The following is a 23,632-nucleotide window of genomic DNA, read 5'->3' as shown; positions in this document are numbered from 1 at the left end:
CCGGAATCCGACGCCCGGGTCACGCTCTCGGCGAAATCGGTGGTGGATCGCCTTCCCCGCGGCGGCCGGTCGAGGATGACGCATTCGGTTCCCTGCCTGACATGAACGGTCCTTCTGCGAGTCGCCCCTGGTCGGCAACGCTGAGGCGGTGTCAGAGACTACGACCGGGACACCGCGTCGGCTGGTGGTGGGAATCAGCGGAGCGACCGGAATCGCCTATGGCATCCGGGCCTTGGAACTTGCGCGCAAGGCCGGGGTGCAGACCCATCTGGTGGTGACACCCGCCGGGCAGCAGACCCGGGCCTACGAAACCGAGTTCAGTGCAAAGGATCTCGCGGCCATGGCCGACGTGGTCTACCGTCCCGCCGACATCGGGGCGGCCATCGCATCGGGCTCGTTCCGGACAGCGGGGATGCTGGTGGCGCCGTGCTCGATTCGCACGCTGTCGGCCATCGCCTACAGCAACGGTGACAACCTGCTCACCCGCGCGGCGGACGTGACCCTCAAGGAACGGCGCCGGCTGGTGCTGATGGTGCGCGAAACCCCGCTGACACTGGGCCATCTGCGCGCGATGACCGCGGTCACCGAATCCGGCGGCATCGTGATGCCGCCGGTGCCCGCGTTCTATCTGCGCCCGGACAGCATCGACGAACTGGTCGACCACACCGTCGGCCGGGCGCTGGATCTGTTCGGCGTCGATCTACCGGATATGCCCCGCTGGGGCGAGTGACACCTCCTCGAAGGGATCATCGTGAAACATCTGAAGAGCCTGCGCGAATTTCTCTCCGAGCTGGAGCGGATCGGCGAGCTGCAGACCATCGATCACGAGGTCGACTGGGATCTGGAAATCGGTGCGGTCACCCGGCGCTCCTACGATCTGCGCGCTCCCGCACCGCTTTTCACCAACGTCACCGGGTACGGCGATACCGGGTTCCGGGTGCTGGGCGCCCCCGGTGCGTTCAGCAGCGCCGAACATCAGTTGGCGCGCATCACGATGGCGCTCGGGCTACCCGCCGAGGCGAAGGGCCAGGAGCTGATGGAGGCGCTGGTCGAGGCCCGTAGCAAGCCGGGTATTCCGCCGGTGGAGGTGCCCAGGGAGGGCGCTGCGTGCAAGCAGAACATCCTGCTCGGTGACGATGTCGACCTGACGATCTTCCCGACGCCGCGCATTCACGGCAACGACGGCGGTCGCTACATCGAGACCTGGGGCATCAATATCGCCCGCACCCCGGACGGGTCGTGGACGAACTGGTCGGTCAACCGCATGATGATCCACGACCGCAGGAGCCTGGCCTGTCTGATCGCTCCGGTGCAGCATCTGGGCATCGTCCGCTCGAAGTGGGCCGAGATCGGCAAGCCGATGCCGATCGTGCTGGCGCTGGGCGTGGAGCCGGGACTGCCGTTCGTCGGCGGAATGCCGTTGCCGGAGGGCGTATCCGAGTGCGACTTCATCGGCGGCTATTTCGGTGAGGGCATCGAGGTGGTGCCGGCCGAGACGGTCGACCTGCTGGTGCCCGCGACCGCGGAGATCGTGATCGAAGGCTTCGTGTCGATCGACGAAACCGTCATGGAGGGCCCGTTCAACGAATTCCCGGGCTACAACGCCACTGTCGCCTCTCCGAAGGCGCGTTTCGATGTCACCGCGATCACCTATCGCGACGGTGCCATCCTGCCGGTGGTCGCCGCGGGCCCGCCGGTCGAGGAAGACCACACCTGCACCGCCACCATGCACGGCGCGGAACTGCTCTACCAACTGCGTCAGGCCGGTTTGCCGGTCTCCTCGGCCTGGCACACCCCCGAGGCCGCCATGCACTGGCTGACCCTGTCGGTGCGCCAGGACTGGCACCGGACTCTCGGGATCTCCTCGGCCGAATTGGTACAGCGGGTCGCCGATGTGGCGTTCACCGGCAAGGCATCGGTCAACGCGCCCAAGATCCTGCTGGTCGAGGACGATGTCGACATCACCAACCTCGACGAGGTGGTGTGGGCGTTCGCGACCCGGTCGCACCCCGACGTGGAGCGCGGTGAATTCCATTTCCCGCACAAGCTCAGCGACGACCTGCCGGTGTACCTCGACGACGAGGAGAAGCACACCTTCATGGCGGGCAAGGTGGTCTACAACTGCCTGCTCGCCGACCTCTACCCGGAGGGCAAGCGCCCGGTGAAGGGCAGCTTCGAAAACGGTTGGCCCGCAGAGATTCAGCAGCGCGTGCTGTCGAACTGGCAGAAGTACGGATACCGCTGATCCGTATTCCGAGAAATGAAGGAGAAATTGATGAGCAATCCCGAAACCACCCACGCCACCGGCCGGATCACCGTCCACAAGTACGAGCCGGCGGCCTACGAGGAGCCGGCCGAGGGCCCGGTGCTGACCCGGATCCACGTCGAGGAGAGCTTCAGCGGCGACATCTCCGGTGAGGGCGTGGTGGAGTTCCTGCAGTCCGCCAATGCGGACGGCACCGCCAGCTTCGTCGGCATCGAACGGGTCACCGGCACCATCGCCGGCCGGGCGGGCACCTTCCTGCTGCAGGACCAGGGCAGCGTCGCCGACAACGTCGTCAGCGGCGAGTGGTTCGTGGTACCCGAGTCGGGCACCGGCAAGCTGGCCGGCTTGCGGGGCACCGGCGGCTTCAAGGCCAACCTCGGTGAGAACGCCGAGATCTGGCTCGACTACTGGTTCGAATAGAAGGCAAGGGACACCGCATGTCTGAATCACTGGCCGGCAGAACGGCCCTGGTGACCGGGGCGGCCACCGGTATCGGCACGGCCATCGCCCGCGCCCTGGCGGCCGCGGGCGCGCAGGTGGTGATCAATCACCCGCACACCCCCGATCTCGCCAAAGCCGCTGTCGCCGAGATCGAATCGGCCGGCGGCAGCGCGATCGAGATCGCGGCGGATGTGACGAACGCGGACGAGTACCGGGCGATGGTGGAGCAGTTGCTCTCCGCCTTCGGTCGCTGGGACATCCTGGTGAACAATGCGGCGGTGGCCATCACCAAGCCGTTCGACCAGGTCACCTCCGAAGAGTTCGATCGCAGTTTCGCGGTGAACGTCAAGGGCGTGTTCCACGGTCTGCAGCTGGCCTGGGATCACCTGGCCGACGGTGGGCGCATCATCACGATCTCGAGTTCGACGACCGGATTGATGTTGCCCGGCTACGCGGTCTACGACGCCACCAAGGGCGCGGTCGAACAGTTCACCCACATCCTGTCGAAGGATTTCGGCAAACGCGGCATCAGTATCAATACCGTCAGCCCCGGCGCCACGGAGACCGAGACCTACCGGATCGGCAAGAGCGAACAGTTCCTCGCCGGCCTGGAAGCGTTGAGCGCCTTCGGCAGGCTCGGCCGGCCCGACGAAATCGCCGCCGTGGTCGCGTTTCTCGCCTCCGACGCGGGTGGCTGGGTAACCGCCCAGAACATCCGCGTCAACGGCGGCACCGTCTGAGTACTGCCGCTGCATTCAGGTGAGTCGCAGCTACAGCCAGGCCGGCGGGGGAGTGTGTCGAGGTCGCGTTCCTGGATGGGGGGAAGGTCGGCGTTCGTCATTCGAAGAACGCCGATGGCCGGGCGCTGGTATTCACGCCCGGCGAATGGGATGTGTTCACTCGCGGCTTGCGCGGCGGCGGGTTCGGCTGCCCGAGGGGCTGGCCGACATTCGAAAGGTCAACGGCCCGTTCAACTTCGGGCCGTTGACCGTCGAGGTCGCGGTCATGCGGAGGTGGCGATCTTCCAGAGGTGGCCGTCGGGGTCGGCGATGTAGCCGAAGTAGCCACCCCATTGGGCGGCGGTGGCGGGCTTGACGATTGCGCCGCCGGAGGAGATGGCGGTGTCGATCACGGCGTCGACTTCTTCGGTGGTGTCGACGATGTGGTGGAAGGAGACGCCGCGGAAGCCGGTGCCCTCGGGGGAGACTCCGGCGTCGCCGGCGGCGTGGGCCACCGGGTAGATGCCGAGGGCGGAGCCGCCGTCGAGTTCGAACGAGGCGAAGTTCGGGAAATCCTGGCCGAGCTTCGCGCCGAGCGCGACGTAGAACTTCTTGGAACGTTCCATGTCGTCCACTGCCAGCATGATGGTGGTGACCTGCAGAGCCATTGCCTTCTCTTTCCTGCCGTTGTTCGCGGGTTCACTCTCTCGACCGGCCGCGTCGGCAGTATGTGACAGGCAGTGGCATGGATCACACCGGCGGAATTCGGGTGGGAACGGCGGTCTGGGATTTCACGCGGTTTCGCGGTACACGGCGATCACGGGAATCTTGCGGGTCGTCTTGACCCGGTATTCCGCGAACACCGGCATGAGCTCGACCATGCGGTCATAGAGCTCGTCCGCTTCCGGCCCGGTGACGAATTCCGCCTTGCCCGTGTACGTTTCGTCGCCGACCTCCACCGTGAGCAGGGGGTTGGCACGCAGGTTGTGGTACCAGGCGGGATGCTTGTCCCCGCCGCCGTTCGACGCGATGAGAACGATGCGCTCACCGTCGGGGACGTAGACGAGCGGATTGGTGATCGCGCGGCCGGATTTCGCCCCGGTCGTGGTGATCAGCACCATGTTGGTGCGCCCCTCGAACGTCCCGCCGACCTTCCCGCCGTTGGCCCGAAACTCCTCGATCACGGATTCGTTGAATGCGTTCATAACCCCTGTCCTGTTCCAGATCTGCTGCTGCCAACCGAGCGGGCCGGGGAGAAATTCCGCTGCGTCAGTGGGCGGGGCAGGGGCGGACAAGCGGACAACCCAGAGTCTGCGACGGTACAGAGGTTCAGAACCCCTGCGGGACTTCGGGACTCGATCGCCTTGCCTACCACCGGCCGGGGACGTGGTGAGCGGCTCTCCCATCGCGACCGTCCCGGACGCCGCCGACGCCATACCGCTCGATCGGCAACTCCCAGCCCCCAGCAGTCGAAGATGAAACCTCTTCGTCTGCTGGGCGCCATGCTGCAGACCCTGTACCTACGCGACCGGCTCTAGTCCGGAACCAAGGGGCTGTGCCCGGGTGTCGACCAGGGTTCGGCACTGGTTCGACGAAGCCGGTCCGATCGCACTCTTGGACTTGTAAGCAACCGCTGGCAACAGAACAAGGAGTGCAGGCAATGAACACCACAGGGGTTCCCGCGCTGAAGCTCGAGGCGGTAGTCATCCCGGTCGTCGACGTGGACCGGTCGAAGAAGTTCTACCACGGTCTGGGCTGGCGCCTGGACGCCGACTTCGAATTCGACAACGGCTTCCGGGTGGTGCAGTTCACCCCACCGGGCTCGCCGACGTCGATCCAGTTCGGCACCAACATCACGACTGCGGAGCCCGGCACGGCGCAAGGCCTGTACCTGGTGGTCTCCGACGTCCAACAGGCACGCGACGCGCTGGCGGCCCAGGGCGCGGAGATCAGCGAGGTCTTCCACCCCGGTGCGCCTGGAGCGCAGTTCCAGCCCATGTCGGGGGACGGCCGCGTGGCGGGAGCGGCGGACGAACGGGCGAGTTACGGGTCGTTCGCGACCTTTACGGACCCGGACGGCAATGCCTTCCTGCTTCAAGAGGTCACCACCCGCATCCGGGGCCGCGTCGAGGCCACCGAGACGTCGTACGCCACTACCAGCGACCTGGTCGAGGCACTGAAGCGCGCGGCTGCCGCCCATGGCGAGCACGAGGCCCGCAACGGCGGCGAGTACGACACGGCCTGGCCCGAGTGGTACGCGGCCTACATGGTCGCCGAGCACCACGGCGAGCAGCTGCCCGAGTAGCAGACCACAAAACATCACCCGAGATATCCAGCGAGGAGAAGAAAGCGATGACCACCATCCGCATGCACGCGAACACGCGCGTGACGCCCGAGGAATTCGTGGCGGCCCTCACCGACTTCGGTCCGGATCGTCCGAAGCTGTTCGGCAACAGCGATGGCGCGTACCTCGAGGTACACGCCCGGGACGACCATCACGCGGACGTCACCGAAGGATCCGGCGGAGTCTGGGAGCGGCTCTGGTACGACTGGAGCAACCCGCAGCACGTGGTGCTGACCACCACCGCGTCCAACGCGTGGGGCCGCGCCTCCGGACACACTTACGACCTGACCCAGCGTGCCAACGGCACCACCGATATCGACTACGTCGTGGTGCGCGAGGGCAAGAACCTTCGCGGGTGGTTCCTCGGAGCGGTGCTCGCCACCGTCGGCAGGAGCGTGCTGACCAAGGCGTTCCGCAACTCGGTGTCCGCGATCGAGGCTCGCAAGGAAGTGCGGTCATGACCGACGTGGACAAGGTGATCGTGACCGCGGTGGGCACGGATCTCGAGAACAACATCGCCCTCGTGTCGGAGGAGAACGTCACGGCAGGTGCCGGCGAGGTCGTGGTCGAGGTCGAAGCCGCGCCCGTCAACGGAGCCGACGCGCTGTTCGCCATGGGCTGGTTCGGGGTCTACCCCGACGTGCCCGCGGCGATGGGCGCGGAAGGCGTGGGCCGTGTCGTCGAGGCCGGGCCGGGCGTGGACCCGGCCCTGATCGGGCGGCGCGTGATCATGATCCCGACGTTCCGGTTCGGCACGTGGGCCACCAAGACGGTCGTGCCGGCAACAAACGTGGTGCCGGTCCCCGAAGACGTGGACCCGCAGCAACTGGCGATGCTCGCCGTCAACCCGGCCACGGCCCACGTGCTGCTGCACGAGTACGTCGATCTGCGGCCCGGCAACTGGGTCGGACTGGACTTGGCCAACTCGGCCGTCGCCCACTACCTCATCCCGCTGGCGAAGCGGGCCGGTCTCAACACCCTGGCAGTCGTCCGCCGTGACGCGGTCGTCGACGAGGTGAAGGCGCTGGGGGCCGACATCGTTCTGGTCGACGGCGAGGATCTCGCCGTCCGGATGGACGAGGCGCTCGCGGGAGCACGCCTTCGGGTGCTGTTCGAGGGCACCGGTGACCCGGACCAGGTGGCGCGATTGGTGACGGCGGTGGCGGACGGGGGAACTGTCGTGGCGTTCGCGTCGGCGACGGGCCGGACACCCGCGATCCCGCTCGGGGATCTGATCTACCGGGGAATCGCGTTGCGGTCGGTCTACATCGTCGGCTGGCTGCAGAATGCGCCGCGCGAGAAGGTCCAGCGGATGTACGCCGAGCTCGCCGGCTTGGTGGCCGAAGGAGTGATCGGCGCGGAGGTCACCGCGACCTACCCGCTCGACGAGTTCGCCAAGGCAATCCAGCACGCCCAGCAGACCGAGCGCAACGGCAAGGTCCTCATCGTCCCCGCAGCCCGGGCCTGAAGCAGAGGAAGAGGCAGATGACCACCACCCAGATCGCCGGGCAGTCGCAGATGACCGCCCGGATCCAGACCATCGACGCCGCGAACGGCGTCACCTACGCCTACCGCCGTTTCGGCAACGCCGCGGCCGACCGGCCGCCGTTGGTGTTCCTGCAGCACTTCCGGGGCAACCTCGACAACTGGGACCCGATCCTGGTGGACGGCCTCGCCGAGCACCGCGAGGTCGTCCTGCTCGACAACACCGGGGTCGGCCTGTCCACCGGCACGGTGCCGGTGACGGTGACCGAGATGGCGCGCGACGCGATCGCGTTCCTGGACGCACTCGACCTCGGCGAAGTCGACCTGCTCGGGTTCTCGCTCGGCGGCATGGTCGCCCAGGAGATCGCACTCCTGCGCCCGCGTGTCGTACGCCGGCTCGTACTGGCCGGCACCGGGCCCCGGGGCGGTCGCCAGATGCACGGCTGGACCTTCGACATCGAGCGCACCGCGAACCAGGCGGACAACGGCCTCGAGGATCTGCTGCACATCTTCTTCGGGGTCACCGAGACCAGCCGCGCACTCGGAATCGATTATGTGCAGCGCATTTTCAGCCGCACCGAGAACGCCGACCGGCAGACCGGACCCGAAGTCGCGCGAGCCCAGTACGACGCGATCGTCGAGTGGGGAATCCCGGACCCGAGCCGCCTGGCCCGCCTCGCCGGAATCACCCAGCCGACGCTCGTGGCCACCGGCGACAACGATCTGATGATCCCCACCGTGAACTCGCAGCTGCTCGTCGACCAGCTGCCGAACGCGCGGTTGCGCATCTTCAGCGACGCGGCCCACGGGTTCCTCTTCCAGTACCCCCGCCAGTTCGCGACGCTGGTCGACGAGTTCCTCGCCGGACCGGCCGAATAGAAGCGCGCGGTCCAACGCGACGGCGGTGGCTAATGTGGCGGAATGGCCCCACGGACCACCGCCTTTCGCGGTCGCATGGAGGAACGCCACCGCCTCGACGACGCTCTGCGCCGTGCTCGCGCCGGTGAGAGCGGGGCGCTGGTGCTGCGAGGCGAAGCCGGAATCGGCAAGACGACACTGCTCGAGTACCTCTCCGATCAGGCGACCGGTTGCCGCGTCGTCCAGGTGACCGGCGTCGAGTCGGAGCTCGAGCTGCCGTTCGCGGCCCTGCACCAACTCTGCTTGCCGATGCTCGACCTGATTCCCGCACTGCCCGATCCCCAGTCCCACGCTCTCCGAGTGGTTTTCGGATATGTGGCGGGAGATGCGCCCGACAAGTTCGTCGTCGGACTGGCGGTCCTCGGACTGCTCTCGGAAGCGGCGACCAACCAGCCGGTCGTGTGCCTGCTCGACGACGCCCAATGGCTCGACGACGCATCGGTCCAGGTCCTCGGCTTCGTGGCCAGGCGGCTGGCAGTGGAGTCGGTGCTCATGGTGTTCGCGGTCCGCGAGCCCGCGGGCGAGCAACTGCTTGCGGGCATCCCAGCACTCGCCGTGTCCAGCCTCGACCATGACGAGGCGGTCGCACTTCTGACGGCGATCCTCCCTGGACAGCTCGACCGCAGGGTCCGCGACCGGATCGTCGCCGAGACACACGGGAACCCCTTGGCACTGCTGGAACTGGCACAGCGCGGGAAGGCCGAGCTGATGGGCGGATTCGCGTTCCCTGCGATCGGGGCCGGCAACCTCCACGACCACTACGTGCGGCGCATTCGGGAGCTGCCCGACCCGACCCGCTGGCTGCTGCTGCTCGCTGCCGCGGAACCCACCGGAGACGCCACCGTGCTGTGGCGAGCCGCCCAGCCGCTGGGCCTGGGGCCGGCTGCCGCAGCGCCCGCGGAGGAGGCGCAGCTTTTCGAGGTCGGGGAACAAGTGCGGTTCAGCCACCCGCTGATACGCAGCGCCGCCTACAGCGCCGGCACGCCGGAGCAACGTCGCGCGGTGAACGCCGCGCTGGCAGATGCGCTAGATGCCGAGGCCGAGCCCGAACGCCGGGTCTGGCACCTCGCCGCCGCGACCACCGGACCCGACGAGGACGTCGCGGCCGCGCTGTACGACGCCGCCGAATGTGCCAGGGCGCGAGGCGGAGTCGCCGCGGCTGCCTCGTTCCTGCAGCGGGCCGCGGCGCTCACAGCCGATGCGCGACAACGCACCGAACGCACCCTGGAGGCCGCGCAGGCACACCTCGACGCGGGCCGCTACGACACGGCCCTCGGACTTGTCGCCGAAGCCGAGGCACATGCGGTCGACGACCTGCAACGCGCCCGCGCGGACCTCGTGCGCGGGCTCACCGGACGCGCGGCGAAATCGGGCAGCGACGCTCCGGTCGCGCTGGTACGGGCGGCTCGCCGGCTCGAGTCCCTCGACCCGAGCTTGGCCCGCGACACGTACCTGGACGCCTGGGGCGCCGCACTCGTCGCAGGGAGCCTGGCGCATCCGGACGGTGACCTGATGCTGGTCTCGCGAGCCGCCTGCTCGGCGCCGTCGTCGAGTTCTGCGAGCCCGATCGACTCGCTGGGCCCCGGACTGGCCACCCTGGTCACGGACGGAACGGCCGCCGCGGCACCCGCGCTACGGCAGGCAGTGACGTCCTTCCTCGACACCAACGTCCCCCTGGACGTCTTCCTGCGTCGCGGCGTGCTGGTGGCGAACGCGGCCCTGTCACTGTGGGACTTCGAGGCATGGGATGCGGCCAGCACCCGGCACGTGGCGCTGGCGCGCGAAGCCGGAGCGCTGGCGCCGCTGGCCAACGCGCTCAACGCCCATCGCGTGGTCGTGCTGTGGCGCGGAGACGTCGAGCACGCGCGCGACCTCGGTCTCGAGGAGCAACGGGTCAAAGAGGCGACCGGAACGCAGAGAGCGTCGTACGGCGACCTGTTCCTGCTGGCCTACCAGGGAAACGCCGCCCAGGCTGCACCGCTGATCGCGACCGTCGCAGCGGAGGCGACGGCTCGCGGCGAAGGGCTCGGTCTGCAGATCGCCGATCGCGCGACCGCCCTGCTCCACCTCGGCCTCGGCCACTACGACCTGGCGTTCGACGCCGCGGTCCGGGCGGCCGAAGGTAACCTCGGCCCCTTCACAGCGCAGGCGCTGCCGGATCTGGTGGAGGCTGCCGTTCGTAGCGGGGCCACCGAAGCCGCCATGAGTGCGCTGGACAGGTTGACCGCCTATGCGGCGGTTCCCGAATCAGACTGGGCGGCAGGGCTTCTGGCGCGCTCGCGAGCCCTGATCAGTGTCGGCGACGCGGCCGAACGTTCCTACACCGAGGCGGTCGAGCATCTCGGCCGCACGCGCCTGCGGTTCGAGCGCGCACGGTCGCGACTGCTGTTCGGCGAGTGGTTGCGCCGGGAACGCCGGCGCAGCGACGCACGCATCCACCTGAAGGCGGCCTTCGAGGAATTCGCCGCGATGGGGGCCGACGGATTCGCCGAACGCACCCGGCACGAACTGCTCGCCACCGGGGAGAAGGTCCGCAAACGAACCTCCGACACACTCAACGACCTGACTCCGCAGGAAGGCCAGATCGCCCGCATGGCGCGCGACGGCCGCACCAACCAGGAAATCGGCAGCGAGCTGTACATCAGTGCCCGCACCGTGGAATGGCACTTGCGCAAGGTCTTCGGCAAGCTCGGGATCAGCTCTCGACGCGAGTTGCGTGACGCGCTCCCGGACCGCGAGGTCGCGCGCGCCACCTGATCCCGACGCACATGCCCGCCGCGGGATCATCGCGGCATTGCGAGAACCCGGGTGTTCACCGGGGGCAACACGGGCGCGAATACCGGGGCTCCTCGGACAGGCTGTGACGTGGTCCAACACGGGGACCGCACAGTTCGAAGGGGAGTTCTCGCAATGAGTTCCATGCGGCCGGGCCGCGCCGGCGGTCTCGTCGGTCGCGACGGCGAGCGCGAGGCATTCACTCGATTGCTCGACGCCGTGCGCGCCGGGGAGAGCCAGGTCCTTGTACTCAGGGGTGACGCGGGCATAGGTAAGTCGGCACTGCTGGACAATCTCACCGGCCGGGCAACCGGTCTGCGGGTGTTGCGCGTGATCGGCATGCAGTCGGAGATGGAACTGGTCTTCGCGGCTTTGCATCAGCTGTGCGGCCCGCTGCTCGATCGGGTGGGCAAACTGCCCGCGCCCCAGGGAGATGCGCTGCGTACCGCATTCGGGCTGAGTGAGGGGCCGCCGCCGAAGCCGTTCATGGTGGGGCTGGCGGTCCTCGGTTTGCTGTCGGAGGCCGCCGAGGATCAGCCACTGCTGTGCGTCGTCGACGACCATCACTGGGTGGACCGGGCCTCGGCCCAGGTGCTCGGATTCGTGGCGAGACGGCTGGCCGCGGAGCGCGTCGGGGTGGTCTTCGGAACCCGAGTCGCCGCAGAGGAATTGGCCGGTATCCCCGAACTCGCCGTGACCGGGTTGTCGGACCCGGACGCGCACTCGCTGCTCGAGTCCGCGATGTCGGGATCGATGGATGCGCGGGTACGGGACCAGATCGTGGCCGAGACCCGCGGCAACCCGTTGGCCATGCTGGAGTGGGCACGCGGAACAACCTGGCATCGCCTCGCCGGCGGTTTCGGGCTGCCCGACGCGGTCACGTTGTCCAGCCGAATCGAGGACGGATTTCGCCGGCAACTCGCCGCGATGCCCGACGACACGTGCCGACTGCTCCAGCTGGCCGCCGCCGACCCGTCGGGCGATGCCGCGCTGGTGTGGAAGGCGGCCTCGGCGCTGGGTATCGGGCTGTCGGCGGCGACCCCCGCGGTGGAAGCGGGGGTCGCGGAATTCAGCACGAGGGTCTGGTTCCGGCATCCGCTGCTGCGGTCAGTCGCCTACCGGTCGGCCAGCGACTCCGATCGTCGCGACATCCACCGGGCGTTGTCCGAGGCAACCGATCCGACCCTCGATCCCGATCGCAGGGCCTGGCACCGGGCCCGTGCGACCGTGGGCCCAGACGACGCCGCCGCTGCGGATCTGGAGAGGTCCGCCGCCCGTGCCCAGGCACGCGGCGGCCCCGCTGCCGCAGCGGCCTTCCTGGAACGGGCCGGGCTGCTGTCCGCGGATCCCCGGCATCGCGTCGAACGACTGCTCGCGGCCGCGCAGGCGAATCTGCAAGCGGGATCATATGATTCGGCTCTCGGATTGCTGGCGACCATGGAAGTAGATCCGCTGGATCCGTCCCAGCATGCGCGCGCGGACCTGTTGCGCGGGCAGATCGCCTTCGCCTCGGGCTCGGGCAACGACGCGCCGGGGCGACTGTTGCGCGCGGCGATCCGATTGTCGGCCTTGGATCTGGGCCAGGCACGCGAGACGTTTCTGTCCGCCTGGATCGCGGCGGTCTTCGCGGGTGGACTCGCCTTCGACGGCAATCTGGCCGAAATATCCCGCGCCGCACAGCGTTTGCCACGGTCGGCCAGTCCCGGCAGGCCCGAGCAGATCCTGCATGCGCTGTCGCTGGCGATCACCGCGGGTGCGGCCCACGCGGCGCCCGTGCTGCGCGAAGTGGTCGATGCCTTCGACGGCACCACCGAATCGCCCGAGGACGTGCTGCGGTGGAGCTGGCTCGCGCACGCGGCCGCCGTCGCGCTCTGGGATCACGCTGCCTGGCGGCGGATCCTGGAGCGTAACGCGGAGGTCATCCGCTGCGCGGCGGCCGCCGACCTGCTGCCGGTCGTATTGTCGACCCTCGGCACGGTCACCGCGTGGACCGGCGACTTCGCCGCGACGGCCGCGATCATCGCCGAGTCCGAAGCCGTGTGCCAGGCGACCGGGGCCAGTGCGTGGTCCTTCGCCCCGATCATCCTCGCCTGCCTGCGTGGCGACCGGGCCGGCTCCGAAGGCCTGGTCCGCTCGATGCTCGAGGTGGCGAAGGCTACGGGGCAAGGCCTGGCCATCACCTACTGCGGGTGGGCAATGGCGGTGCTGCACAACGGACTCGGCAATCACGACGAGGCCGTCACCGAGGCCGTGCGCGCCCGGGAGAGCTCTCCGGACCTCTTCGTCGCCAACTGGGCGCTGCCCGAACTGGTGGAGGCGGCGATGCGAACCGGCCGAACCGGGCTCGCCACGTCGGCGGTGAACCAGCTGGTACAGATCGCATTGCCGGGTGGCACCGAGGAGGGGCTCGGGCTCGTGGCCCGTTGCCGGGCGTTGACGTCCACCGGTGCAGCGGCCGCGCAGTTCTACCGCGAGGCGATCGAACGACTGGCCCGCACCGAGCTTCGCCCCGAACTGGCGCGCGCGCATCTGCTCTACGGCGAATGGCTGCATCGAGAAGGGTTGCGTGACGATGCCCGTGAGCATCTGCGCACGGCCCACGACATGTTCGCCGACATCGGAACCGGAGCGTTCGCCGAGCGCGCTCGGCGCGAACTGCTGGCCACCGGTAAACGCGTTCGCCGCCGCCAGGTCGATCAGGCGGACGCGCTCACCGATCAGGAGGCGCTCATCGCCCGGCTCGCCCGCGACGGCCGCACCAACCCGGAGATCGGCGCCCAATTGTTCCTCAGCGCACGCACAGTGGAGTGGCATCTACGCAAGGTATTCACGAAGCTCGACATCGGTTCCCGCCGCGAACTCGCGAGCGCCCTTGCTCAGCGCGCCCGATAGACCGGGCCGGGCGCCGGATCCGATGGCGGCGCCAGCCTCGAGCGACGGTCCTGCCCGGCACCCTGGCACCACTGGTCGAGTGCTGGGCCGGGGTCGGCACCAGGGATTCTCCCGGGCGCGAGCCGGTACCCGGCGGCGTGACGCTGATCGAGTCACTGCCACACCGGGCTGGGACATCGGCTTCGAACTGGAGAACCACAATGTTCAGCAACCCCCGCTATGCCGTCGGCTTCATGGCCGTGCTGGTCGCCGCCTTCACGGCGACACCGATCTGGGCTTCCGGGCCTGTCTCGGAGGCCGCCGGTCCGTCCGTCGTCCTGCCCGCCGGCGGACGCCTCGACTCCCCTGACGGTCCCGGCAAGCCGAAGCCCGTCAAGCCGACCATCGTGCTGGTGCACGGCGCTTTCGCCGACGGCTCGAGCTGGCAGAAGGTCACCGAATCGCTGCAGCGGGCCGGGTACACGGTCATCGCCGCCGCCAATCCGCTCGAGGGCCTGGCGCAGGACGCCGCGCGGCTGAGCTCCACCATCGCCCCCATCGAGGGGCCGATCGTGCTCGTCGGGCACTCCTACGGAGGAGCCGTCATCTCGCAGGCCGCCGAGGGTAATCCCAAGGTGAAAGCACTGGTGTATATCGCCGCGTTGATACCGGACACCGGCGAGCAGATCAGCGCGCTGGTGGCGCGGGCCACGACGTCGCAGCTCGGTCCCGCGCTGGTGCCGACGAACTACACCAATGCCGACGGCAGCACGGGCACCCAGCTGACGGTCAACCCCGACAAGTTCCGTGACGTGTTCGCCGCCGACGTCCCGGCCGACCTCACCCGCGTGATCGCCGCCCAGCAGCGACCGACCGACGCCGCGGCGTTCTCCTCGGTTCCGACCGCCGCCGCGTGGCACACCATTCCGTCCTGGTCGCTCATCGCCCGCCAGGACCTGGCGCTCAGTGCCGACCTCGAGCGTTTCGAGGCCGATCGCGCCCACAGCACGAGCGTGGAAGTCGACAGCTCGCACGTCCCCATGTTCTCCCAGGCCAAAGCGGTCACGGACCTCATCATCGATGCCGCCGACTCCACGGGTCGATAACCGCCCCACCATGTTTCGCCCCGCCCGAGTTCTCGTGCGGGGCGTTCGTGTATCCGGAGGATGTGAACCAACTCCTCCTGCTCGGAAGGTGACGTGTGGGACACCCAGTCGAATCTCCTTGCGGCGGACGGATTCCGGGCCGTCGCGCACGACCGCCGAGGGCACGGCCGCTCCACCCACACCTGTCTCCGGCCGCGGAAAACGCCTGAACGGCAAGCACGATCCCTGTACGCCGGCCGGGGACGGCGCGGCCTATCGAGGCAGGTTCACCCGGCAGATACGGCCCGACCGGGCTCGTACGCCGTGAATCGACGATCCCTGGCTCGAACCGCGCGGGTCACGGGCCAGGGGTGATCACGGGCGCGAAGCACGACCGGATTGGCGGACCGTGGTTTATGCCGCGGGACGTTCCCGCGGGGCGAGACAAGGAGCGATGGTCATGGATCTACTCGACGATGTGATCGGCGCGTACGGCGGTGTCGAGCGCTGGCGGCGGATCGACGCCATCTCGGTGCATCAGCGCGTCGGTGGGGTGTTGTGGGCGCTGAAGGGCGTCGATGGAATCATCAACGATTCGACCGTCGAGATCAGGCTGCACGAACAGCGCACCCGGCTCCGGCCGGCGTCCACGCCCGACATTCGAATGTCGTTCAGCCCTGACCGCGTCGCGATCGAAACGGACGACCCCGCGCCCCGGACAGTCGAGGAACTGACCACGCCGCGCAGCTCGTTCGCCGGGCACGTATTGGAAACCCCTTGGTCGACCTTGCAATTGGCCTATTTCTCGGGCTACGCGATGTGGACCTACCTGTCCGAGCCCTATTCGCTCACCCTGCCCGGCGTGTACACCGAACAGCTGGGGGCCTGGCACGAGCAGGGCGAGACCTGGCGGCGACTGGGTGTGCGGTACCCGGACACCATCGCCACCCACAGCCCGAACCAGGTGCTCTACATCGACGCCGACGGCCTGATCCGCAGGCGCGACTACTCCGTCGAGATCTCGGCGAATTCGCCTGCCGCCCATTACTCGAGCGACTTTCTGACGGTCGAGGGCATCGTCTTGCCCACCAAGCGTGTCGTCTACGGCCGTGACGTGACCGGGCACCGCATCGAAGATCCGGTGCTGGTCTCGATCGACCTCGACAATGTGAAGGTCAGCTGACCCTCACGGCCGCGGCCGCGGCGCGGTGGTCGCGGCCACGGCTTGGGACGAGTCCGTAGGGTCGTCGGGAGGCACCCAGGGTTTCGCCGGATGGTGGGGTGGTAGGTGCCAGTGGTGCTGCCGGGCGGTGTGTTCAGCGATTCGCAGGAAGTTCGCGACGGCTGCGCTGTGTGGTTCGTCTCGCCAGGCGATGCACCAGGGGTAGTACGGCTGCAGCTCCGCGGGATGGTGAATCGGTATTCCGGACTCTGCGTATCGTGCTGCGTAGCTTTCGAATTCGAGAATATAGCCCGCGTCGGTGGCACGGTGCACGGCGGCCGAGCAGTGTCCGAAGGTGCCGGGGTTGCCCAACCATCGCATCGACATCCCGGTGGCGCGTTCGAAGGTCGTGAGATAGTCGCCGTGCGCGTTGTACAGCCCGGATGCGGGTGTGTCGGCGAAGACCTCCACGGGGCGTTCGAACAGGGATACCGAGGCCTTCGGCGGATCCCCCGGGCGGCCGACCAGCAACATCGGCTCGAGACGCAAGCGATGAAATTGCCAGCCGGTCGGATTCCGCGCGACCATCGCGGCCGTGACACGCAGTATCGCGACATCGAGCCGTTTGTCCAGCAGCGCGTCCAACTGCCGCAGGCTGTCCAGGGAGCGCTCGACGAGCTGGACGCCGGGGTAGGCCGCAGCGAACGCGTCCGCGACGATTCGGCTGGTCTGCAGCTCGAAGATGTGGGCGATGCGCACCGTTCCGGACTCGATGGGCTGTTCGCCGATGCGTGTGGCCAGGGCGATCATCTCCCGAGCGTCGGAGAGCACTCGGTGTCCGTGCGCGGTCAGCGTCACATGGCGGCTGTCCCGTTCCAGTAATCGGCCGCCGAGCTGATCCTCGAGTTTGCGAATCTGCTTCGACAGGGCCGGTTGGCTGATATAGAGCTTCGCCGCGGCACGTCCGAAGTGCAGCTCATCGGCGACGGTGACGAAGTACCGCAATCGGCGCAGGTCCAGGTCCACAATCCGCCCTCACTCGTCGGTCCCCACTGCCTCGCATGCATGCTCGCCCGCAAGTATGCCGTTTCGGTTATCGATCCGGGTCCGATATGACTTGGACATCCGTCCCGGCGCGGTGTTGGACTCGGTAGGGGCCGTGAGCGCCGGCCGATGCGCGGCCGAACCGCCGGTACCGCCGATTCGAAGGTTCGCGCAGAGAGGGATCGAGATGCCGCAGTCTGTTACCCCGGTGGTCTTCATTCACGGCTTGTGGCTGCACGCCACCAGTTGGAGCCCTTGGGTCGAGCACTTCCGCGCTGCCGGATACGCCCCGATCGCGCCCGGCTGGCCGGGCGAGCCCGATACGGTCGCCTCCGCGCGCGAACATCCGGAGGCGGTCGCCAACGTCGGAATCGACGATGCCGCAGCGCATTTCGCCGAGATCATCGACTCCCTGCCCGCCGCGCCGATCATTGTCGGCCATTCCTTCGGCGGCCTGATCACCGAGAAGCTCCTGGGCGAGGGACGGGGCATCGCCGGAGTGGCGATCGATCCAGCCCAGATCAAGGGAGTGCTGCCGTTGCCCCTCGCGCAGCTGCGCGCGGGCCTGCCGGCATTGGGCAACCCGGCCAACCTGCACAAGGCGGTCTCCCTGACCAGCAAGGAATTCCGGTTCGGATTCGGGAATGCGGTGTCCGAGCAGGAATCCGACGAATTGTTCGAGCGCTGGACCATTCCCTCACCGGCCCGCCCGCTGTTCCAAGCCGCCGCCGCCAACTTCGTACTGCATTCGCAGGCAAAGGTGAACACCGGCAACGCGGACCGGGGGCCACTGCTGCTCATCTCGGGTCTCGAGGACCACACGGTGCCCGATGTGGTTACTCGGTCCACACTGAAGCAGTACCGCGACTCCACCGCGGTCACCGAGTTGCGCCAATTCGAGGGCCGCGGCCATTCCCTCACCGTGGACAGCGGCTGGAAAGATGTCGCCGACGCCGTGCTCGCCTGGCTAGCCGACCAGGGCCTGTGAACAAGCCACCGGACTGAGGAGGATCCCCATGGATCTCGGGCTCACCGACGCGCTCGCGGTAGTCACCGGCGCGAGTCGAGGTATCGGTTTGGCCATCACCCGGGCCCTCGTCGAGGAAGGCGCGATCGTGGTGGCCGGTGCCCGCCACACCGGCGACGAGTTGCATGCGATTGCCGACGGCGGCCGGGTGCACCCCATCGAGGTCGACCTGTCCACACCCCAGGGCGCCATCGACTTGGCCGCCGCCGCCGAGAAGTTCGGCGACACAAGCATTCTGGTCAACAACGTCGGCAGGGTCACTCCGAGGCTGACCGGCTTCCTCGACGTCACCGATGACGACTGGCTGGACACGCTCACACTCGATCTGCTCGCCGCGATCCGCACCACCCGCGCCATACTGCCCGCCATGCTCGTCGCGGGCCAAGGCAGCATCGTCATGATCAGTTCGGTCAATTCCACGCTCGCTGATCCCGCGGTGATCGACTACAGCGCCGCGAAAGCCGCCCTCACCAACACCGCGAAGTCGCTCTCGAAACAACTCGGCCCCAACGGCATCCGGGTCAACACCATCAGCCCCGGACCCGTGGCCACGGACCTCTGGCTGGGCGACGCCGGTGTCGCCCAGGCGATCGCCGACGCCACCGGCGGCGAGGCTGATGCCGTCGCCCAGTCCGCTGCGGCCGCATCGGTCACCGGACGATTCACCCGCCCTGACGAAATCGCCGACCTCGCCGTCTTTCTCGCCAGCCCACGCGCCGCGAACATCACCGGCTCGGACTTCGTGATCGACGGCGGCCTGCTCACGACCACCTGAGGCTTCCGCGCCCAGAGCTCCGCCCTGTGGCCGGAGTGGATCACACCTGGGCCATGCCGCCGTCGACGAACAACTCGACACCAGTGATGAAGCTCGACGCGTCGCTGGACAGGACCACGGCAGCCTTGCCGATCTCCCGAGGATCCGCGATGCGACCGGTCGGGTTGCCCCATGATCATCGAACGGCTGAACTGACACGGCCGTGTGACCGAACTTCTCGCCGGGGTCGATCGACACCGCTGAGGAGAGCGAAGCTTCGCACTCATCCGAATGCGGTTGCATTGGAGTCGATTTCGGCCTCAGTCGGCCACAGGAAGGGCATCGGCCAGCTCACGGCGGGAGGCGATCCCGAGTTTCGCGAAGACCTTGTGCAGATGCCATTCGACCGTGCGCGCGCTGATGAACAGCTGCGCACCGATCTCGGGGTTGGTCCGGCCGTCACGGGCCAGCTGCGCGATCAGTGTCTCCTGCGCGGTGAGCGGGTCGGTCTGCTCGGTGCCGAGTGGGCGGACCCGTTCACCGGTGGCCAGCAATTCACGGCGGGCGCGCTCGGCAAAGGCACCCATATCCATCGCGGCGAGCATCTCGTAGGCGGTTCGCAGCTTGGCCCGTGCGTCAACGCGGCGACCGGCCCGGCGCAGCCATTCCCCGTAGAGCAGGTGCGCGCGAGCGAGTTCGGGGCGCAGACAGGTCCGGCCGAGCCGGTCGATCGCTTCGCGATACAGCGCGTCTGCGGCCTCGCCACCGCTCACCAGCGCCCGGGACCGCGCCAGCAATCCCAGCCCGGCTTCCGTGCTGCCGGGACGCACGGATTCCTCGAGCAGCGCCAGCGCCGTGTTCGCGCGATCGGTGTCACCGGTTCGGCAGGCGGCCTCGACAACCTCGGGCAACGGCCAGTGCGCCAGGACGTAATGCCCTGTGCTCTCCGTGGCAGACTGTGTCACGTCCATCGTTTGCCGGTACTGGCCGAGACCGTTGTACAGCACCGCCATCACCCATTGCGCCCAAATCAGCGTGCAGCTGTTGCCGGTGGCTCGGGCATCGTCGATCACCGGTTGTACGAGCGGCTCGGCGACGGATCGATCACCGCGGAAGCAGGCGAGCAAAATCGAAGGGAGCGCGGCCGCGGGGGACCCGGTGGCCTGGCAGATCGCGTCCGATTCGGCCATCAAAGCCGTCGTCGCCGCGAAGTCACCCGACCAAGCCTTGACCGTGGCGAGGCTCGAGAGCGCGATGGGCATCATGTCCAGAGCCCCTGCCGCCCGGATACTTTCGACGTAGCGTTCGAGGATCGCCCGCCACGCGTCGTGATCCCATAGCGCGATGGCCACCGGATGGGCGAACCAACTCCATCGCAGCACCTCGTCCTCCGAATTGCCGGTGTGAGCGAAGAGCTCCACCGCCACCCGCATGGCCGGCGCGGCAGCCGCGAGACCCTCCACCACCATCGACGACAGGGCGTCCAGAACCAGCTCGGGCTTGCCTGGCCGGTCGGAGCGAGGTAGCAGGTCCCGGGCGGCGTGCGACACCTCGGGCAGACCACCCCCGGACACCGGGTTGCCGGCGAAGAACGCGGCTATCCACGCCGTCAGGTAGATCTCGCGAGCCTGGTCGATATCGAATCGCTGCAGCCGTGTCGCCGCTCGCAGCAGCAAGGACGGAGCGGCACTGCCCATCCCCGACGCGAACGCCACCTGGCCGTGCAGAAGATCGGCGGTGGCCCGCTGCAACGGATCCAACGGCCCGGCTTCGACATTCGCCAGCAGTCTCAGCGCTGCGGCGTAGTTGCCGGCAAGCAGATTGGCCTGTCCGGCCGACAGCAACCGCTCGCCACGCCTGCTCGCTTCCGCCGAGAGCAGCCCGGCCCGTTCCAGGAACGCTGCGGCCGCGGCGGGTCCGCCGCGGGCCTGCGCGCGAGCGGCCGACCGCTCGAGTTCTGCCGCGACGTCCTCATCGGGTGCGGTCGCGGCCTGAGCGCGATGCCATGCCCGGCGATCGGGATCCCGCTCCGGATCGGTCGCTTCGGCCAGAGCCACATGGATGTCGTGCCGCTCCGGGATCGACGCGGACCGATAGATCGCCGACCTCAACAGCGGATGCCGAAACCACACCCGGGCACCGAACTCAGCGAGCCCCGACTCCACCGCGGGTGTCGCGGCATGGAATGGGATGCCGAGTGTCGTGGCGGCCCGCCACACCAGCGCGGCATCCCCCGACGGATCGGCGGCCGCCAGCCGCAGCAACCGCTGCGTGTGTGCCGGCATCGCCGCCAGCTGCAGGCGGAACCCGTCCTCGATGCGATTCGACAGCGCCGACACCGCAAGCAGGCCGAACCCGCCGGCCAGCCCGTGCGGGGTGGCGCTGCGCACCCACTCCAGCAGCGCGAGCGGGTTGCCGCCGGTCTCGGTCACGATCTGGTCCCGCACTCGGACATCCATGGCCCCGGTCAGCGCGGAATCCAGTAGCGCCCGGGCGAATTCGTACGACAGCGGGCGCAGCGGCAACTCCGGAATACCTGCCAGCTCGGCGGTGAGGCCGCGGGTGCCGAAGACCAGCCCGACCGATTCGGCGGCGAGCCTGCGGGCGACGAAGCCCAGCGTCTGGGCCGATGCCCGGTCCAGCCACTGGAAATCGTCCACCACACACAGCACCGGTCGTTCCGCGGACGTCTCCGCCAGCAGTCCGAGCACCGCCAGTCCGATCAGGAACGGCTTCGGTGCGGGCCCTTCGCAGAGCCCGAACGCGGCCCGGAGCGCGTCGCGCTGCGGATCGGGCAGCGTGTTCACCCGGTCGAGCATGGGCGCGCAGAGCTGATGCAGGCCCGCGAAGACCAGTTCCATTTCCGACTGCACACCGACGACGCGAAATACCTGGCAATCGGTCGCCTGGCTCGTGAGCTGGTCGAGCAATGCCGATTTGCCCACCCCGGGATCACCATTGAGCACCAGTGCCCGGCTTTCCCCGGTGCTCACGGCTTCGAGCAGGTCACTGCACGTCTCGAGCTCGGCGGCGCGACCGACCAGGCTCGTCGAGCGACCTAGCTCCGGAGCAACCATCGACCTCGAACCATCCTCCGCCGGAAGGGATTCGATGGTCGCACGATCTCGCGAACGATCACAACCGCTGGGGGTTCCGGCCGTCGTCGGCCGTATGGCCTGGCAATCGGTTCCCAGCGATGCCTGAGTTATCGCTGGGGGTGTCGATTGATCAGGCTCGGCACCCGGGCTTCGGTGATTTTGGTACGCAATTCCTTCAGCCCTGCCACGTACGCTTCCGAGAAGGTCGGGAAGGGCTGCACCACATCACGCAGGACGCGGAGCGGGACCTGCGCTCGGATGGCCAGGGTGGCCTGTTGCAGCCATTCGCCGGCCTCGGGTGCGAGTGCGTAGGCGCCGGTCAGACGTTCGCCGTCGCTCAGCAGCGTCAGAAACCAGGAAGTCTCGGCGTAGGACCGGGTGAAGGTGGCGGTCTTGGCCACGTCGGCCAGCCGGACCGTCGCACTGAATCTGTCCTGGACCACGCCGACCGACGCTGCCTGCGGATCGGTATATACGACGTTCGGAATGGCCCGGTAGTCGGCTTCGCGGGGTTCGCCCAGAATATTGGACGCAACGACCTCGCCCTGGTACTTGCCCACATGGGTGAGCAGACGCACGCCGTTGACATCACCGATGGCCCACACGCCGTCCGCGGCGCGCAGACTGCAGTCGACGGGAATGCCGGTCGCCTCGGCCGTGATACCGACTGTCTCCAGCCCGATTCCGTCGACGCGGGGTTTGCGGCCGGTGGCCACCAGTAGCCGATCGCCGCGCCGTTCGGTGCCGTCTCCGAGGCTCAGCACGAAGTCCGTGCCGTCGCGACGCACCGCGGTGGCGCGCACGCCGAGCACGACCTCGATGCCATCGCGGTTCAGCACCTCGGCGAGACCCTCGCCGAGCGGTGCGGGTTCGCGCGGCAACAGGTGGGTGCTACCACCGACCAGCACGACCTCCGCGCCCAGTCTGCGGATGGCCTGCGCCATTTCCACGCCGACAGGCCCGCCACCGAGAACAAGCAGCCGACGCGGAATGGCGGTCAGGCTCGTCGCCTCGCGGTTGGTCCACACGTCTGGCAATTCGGCCAGCCCGGGAAGGGATGGCAAGTTCGGTTCCGAACCGGTTGCGATGACAATGTGATCGGCGGTGTAGCGCATACCCGCGACCTCGACGACACCGTGTCCGGCAAGCCGCCCCGCGCCGCGGATCAGGTCGATGCCCTTGCTCGACAGCCAGCCTTCGGCGCTGGTGTCGGAGTAGTTCGACACCATGAAATCTCGCCAGGCCAGCGAAGCCGCTACGTCGATCTCCGCGCGCGCCTGGGCTTCCCGCGCCTGCTGGACAGCTTCGCCGGGACGCAACAACGTCTTGGACGGAATACAAGCCCAATACGAGCACTCGCCGCCGACCAGATCGCGTTCGACCACGGCGATCCGCAATCCGCCGTCGGCCAGTTCGCCCGCGCAGTGCTCGCCGGGCGAGCCGCCGCCGAGGATGATGACGTCGTAGTCCTTCACGCTCCCACTCCCTGCTCGTCTTCGCGCCGACCCGGCTGCTGGTTGAAGGTCTCGGACCGGTTGGATCGAGTACCCATCGCCGTTGCTCCTCTCGTGCGGATTGCTGCCTCGGTCCAGAATCTGCTCCACCCGGCCGGGCTCGCACCTGTGTTTCCCCCTGGCAGTTCC

Annotated in this window: 19 protein-coding genes and 2 pseudogenes; 15 read left to right on the top strand and 6 right to left on the bottom strand. The window is 68.2% G+C overall.

The genetic code is table 11. The annotated features are described in order from the left end of the window. Window positions 1–148 precede the first annotated feature (148 nt). From ABZV44_RS00740 to ABZV44_RS00720, 5 genes and pseudogenes are all read left to right on the top strand, one after another. Entirely contained in the window at window positions 149–730 is a 582-nt protein-coding gene (locus ABZV44_RS00740; protein WP_354830299.1) for a UbiX family flavin prenyltransferase, read from the top strand. A gap of 21 nt (window positions 731–751) precedes the next feature. Continuing rightward, a complete protein-coding gene (locus ABZV44_RS00735; protein ID WP_354830298.1) occupies window positions 752–2,245 on the top strand; it encodes a UbiD family decarboxylase in 1,494 nt (497 codons plus the stop codon). A gap of 30 nt (window positions 2,246–2,275) precedes the next feature. Further along, a complete protein-coding gene (locus ABZV44_RS00730) occupies window positions 2,276–2,686 on the top strand; it encodes a DUF3224 domain-containing protein (protein ID WP_354830296.1) in 411 nt (136 codons plus the stop codon). A 17-nt stretch (window positions 2,687–2,703) separates the two neighbouring features. Continuing rightward, on the top strand, window positions 2,704–3,447 hold the full coding sequence (locus ABZV44_RS00725; RefSeq protein ID WP_354830294.1) for an SDR family oxidoreductase: 744 nt from the start codon (window positions 2,704–2,706) through the stop codon (window positions 3,445–3,447). 56 nt (window positions 3,448–3,503) lie between these two features. Then, window positions 3,504–3,695 (top strand): annotated as a pseudogene (locus tag ABZV44_RS00720) (DUF397 domain-containing protein); the annotation flags it as partial. A gap of 15 nt (window positions 3,696–3,710) precedes the next feature. Here ABZV44_RS00720 and ABZV44_RS00715 read toward each other — a convergent pair. After that, window positions 3,711–4,094, bottom strand: a complete 384-nt coding sequence (locus tag ABZV44_RS00715; RefSeq protein ID WP_354830292.1) for a VOC family protein — start codon at window positions 4,092–4,094, stop codon at window positions 3,711–3,713. A gap of 123 nt (window positions 4,095–4,217) precedes the next feature. Then, a complete protein-coding gene (locus ABZV44_RS00710) occupies window positions 4,218–4,631 on the bottom strand; it encodes a nitroreductase family deazaflavin-dependent oxidoreductase (RefSeq protein ID WP_354830291.1) in 414 nt (137 codons plus the stop codon). Between the two features lie 455 nt (window positions 4,632–5,086). Here ABZV44_RS00710 and ABZV44_RS00705 point away from each other — a divergent pair, with 455 nt between their 5' ends. The 8 genes from ABZV44_RS00705 (at window position 5,087) to ABZV44_RS00670 (ending at window position 16,087) form a co-directional block, all read left to right on the top strand. Continuing rightward, complete coding sequence (locus ABZV44_RS00705) at window positions 5,087–5,731, top strand: VOC family protein (protein WP_354830289.1); 645 nt, start codon at window positions 5,087–5,089, stop codon at window positions 5,729–5,731. Window positions 5,732–5,778: 47 nt separating this feature from the next. Beyond that, on the top strand, window positions 5,779–6,231 hold the full coding sequence (locus ABZV44_RS00700) for a hypothetical protein (protein ID WP_354830287.1): 453 nt from the start codon (window positions 5,779–5,781) through the stop codon (window positions 6,229–6,231). Further along, entirely contained in the window at window positions 6,228–7,238 is a 1,011-nt protein-coding gene (locus tag ABZV44_RS00695; protein WP_354830285.1) for a zinc-dependent alcohol dehydrogenase family protein, read from the top strand. The genes ABZV44_RS00700 and ABZV44_RS00695 overlap by 4 nt, the downstream gene beginning before the upstream one ends. A 17-nt stretch (window positions 7,239–7,255) precedes the next feature. Then, window positions 7,256–8,134, top strand: coding sequence for an alpha/beta hydrolase (locus tag ABZV44_RS00690; RefSeq protein WP_354830283.1), 879 nt, complete (start codon window positions 7,256–7,258; stop codon window positions 8,132–8,134). A 42-nt stretch (window positions 8,135–8,176) separates the two neighbouring features. After that, complete coding sequence (locus ABZV44_RS00685; protein WP_354830281.1) at window positions 8,177–10,930, top strand: AAA family ATPase; 2,754 nt, start codon at window positions 8,177–8,179, stop codon at window positions 10,928–10,930. Window positions 10,931–11,083: 153 nt separating this feature from the next. Beyond that, window positions 11,084–13,840 (top strand): AAA family ATPase, encoded by a 2,757-nt coding sequence (locus ABZV44_RS00680; RefSeq protein WP_354830279.1) that lies wholly within the window; start codon window positions 11,084–11,086, stop codon window positions 13,838–13,840. Between the two features lie 200 nt (window positions 13,841–14,040). Then, on the top strand, window positions 14,041–14,925 hold the full coding sequence (locus ABZV44_RS00675) for an alpha/beta hydrolase (RefSeq protein ID WP_354830277.1): 885 nt from the start codon (window positions 14,041–14,043) through the stop codon (window positions 14,923–14,925). Window positions 14,926–15,364: 439 nt separating this feature from the next. Beyond that, a complete protein-coding gene (locus tag ABZV44_RS00670) occupies window positions 15,365–16,087 on the top strand; it encodes a hypothetical protein (RefSeq protein WP_354830276.1) in 723 nt (240 codons plus the stop codon). A gap of 3 nt (window positions 16,088–16,090) precedes the next feature. Here the strand turns inward: ABZV44_RS00670 and ABZV44_RS00665 are convergent, their stop codons facing one another. Beyond that, window positions 16,091–17,092 (bottom strand): LysR family transcriptional regulator, encoded by a 1,002-nt coding sequence (locus tag ABZV44_RS00665; protein ID WP_354830274.1) that lies wholly within the window; start codon window positions 17,090–17,092, stop codon window positions 16,091–16,093. Between the two features lie 205 nt (window positions 17,093–17,297). Between ABZV44_RS00665 and ABZV44_RS00660 the strand changes: the two genes are divergently transcribed. Both ABZV44_RS00660 and ABZV44_RS00655 read left to right on the top strand, forming a co-directional pair. Further along, window positions 17,298–18,098 carry an alpha/beta fold hydrolase gene (locus ABZV44_RS00660; RefSeq protein WP_354830273.1) on the top strand — a complete coding sequence of 267 codons (801 nt, stop codon included), beginning with the start codon at window positions 17,298–17,300 and terminating at the stop codon, window positions 18,096–18,098. Between the two features lie 28 nt (window positions 18,099–18,126). Next, a complete protein-coding gene (locus ABZV44_RS00655) occupies window positions 18,127–18,912 on the top strand; it encodes an SDR family oxidoreductase (RefSeq protein WP_354830272.1) in 786 nt (261 codons plus the stop codon). 40 nt (window positions 18,913–18,952) lie between these two features. Here the strand turns inward: ABZV44_RS00655 and ABZV44_RS00650 are convergent. From ABZV44_RS00650 to ABZV44_RS00640, 3 genes and pseudogenes are all read right to left on the bottom strand, one after another. Beyond that, a pseudogene (locus ABZV44_RS00650) lies at window positions 18,953–19,066 on the bottom strand (SDR family oxidoreductase); the annotation flags it as partial. Between the two features lie 145 nt (window positions 19,067–19,211). Further along, entirely contained in the window at window positions 19,212–21,968 is a 2,757-nt protein-coding gene (locus tag ABZV44_RS00645; protein ID WP_354830270.1) for an AAA family ATPase, read from the bottom strand. Window positions 21,969–22,096: 128 nt separating this feature from the next. After that, a complete protein-coding gene (locus ABZV44_RS00640; protein ID WP_354830269.1) occupies window positions 22,097–23,464 on the bottom strand; it encodes an NAD(P)/FAD-dependent oxidoreductase in 1,368 nt (455 codons plus the stop codon). Window positions 23,465–23,632: the final 168 nt, after the last annotated feature.

Origin of the sequence: Nocardia sp. NPDC004860 (assembly GCF_040609015.1) — a bacterium.
In the GTDB taxonomy this organism is placed as follows: Bacteria; Actinomycetota; Actinomycetes; order Mycobacteriales; family Mycobacteriaceae; genus Nocardia.
The sequence above is the reverse complement of the archived record's forward strand: the minus strand, read 5'-3'. Positions and strand labels throughout refer to the sequence as shown.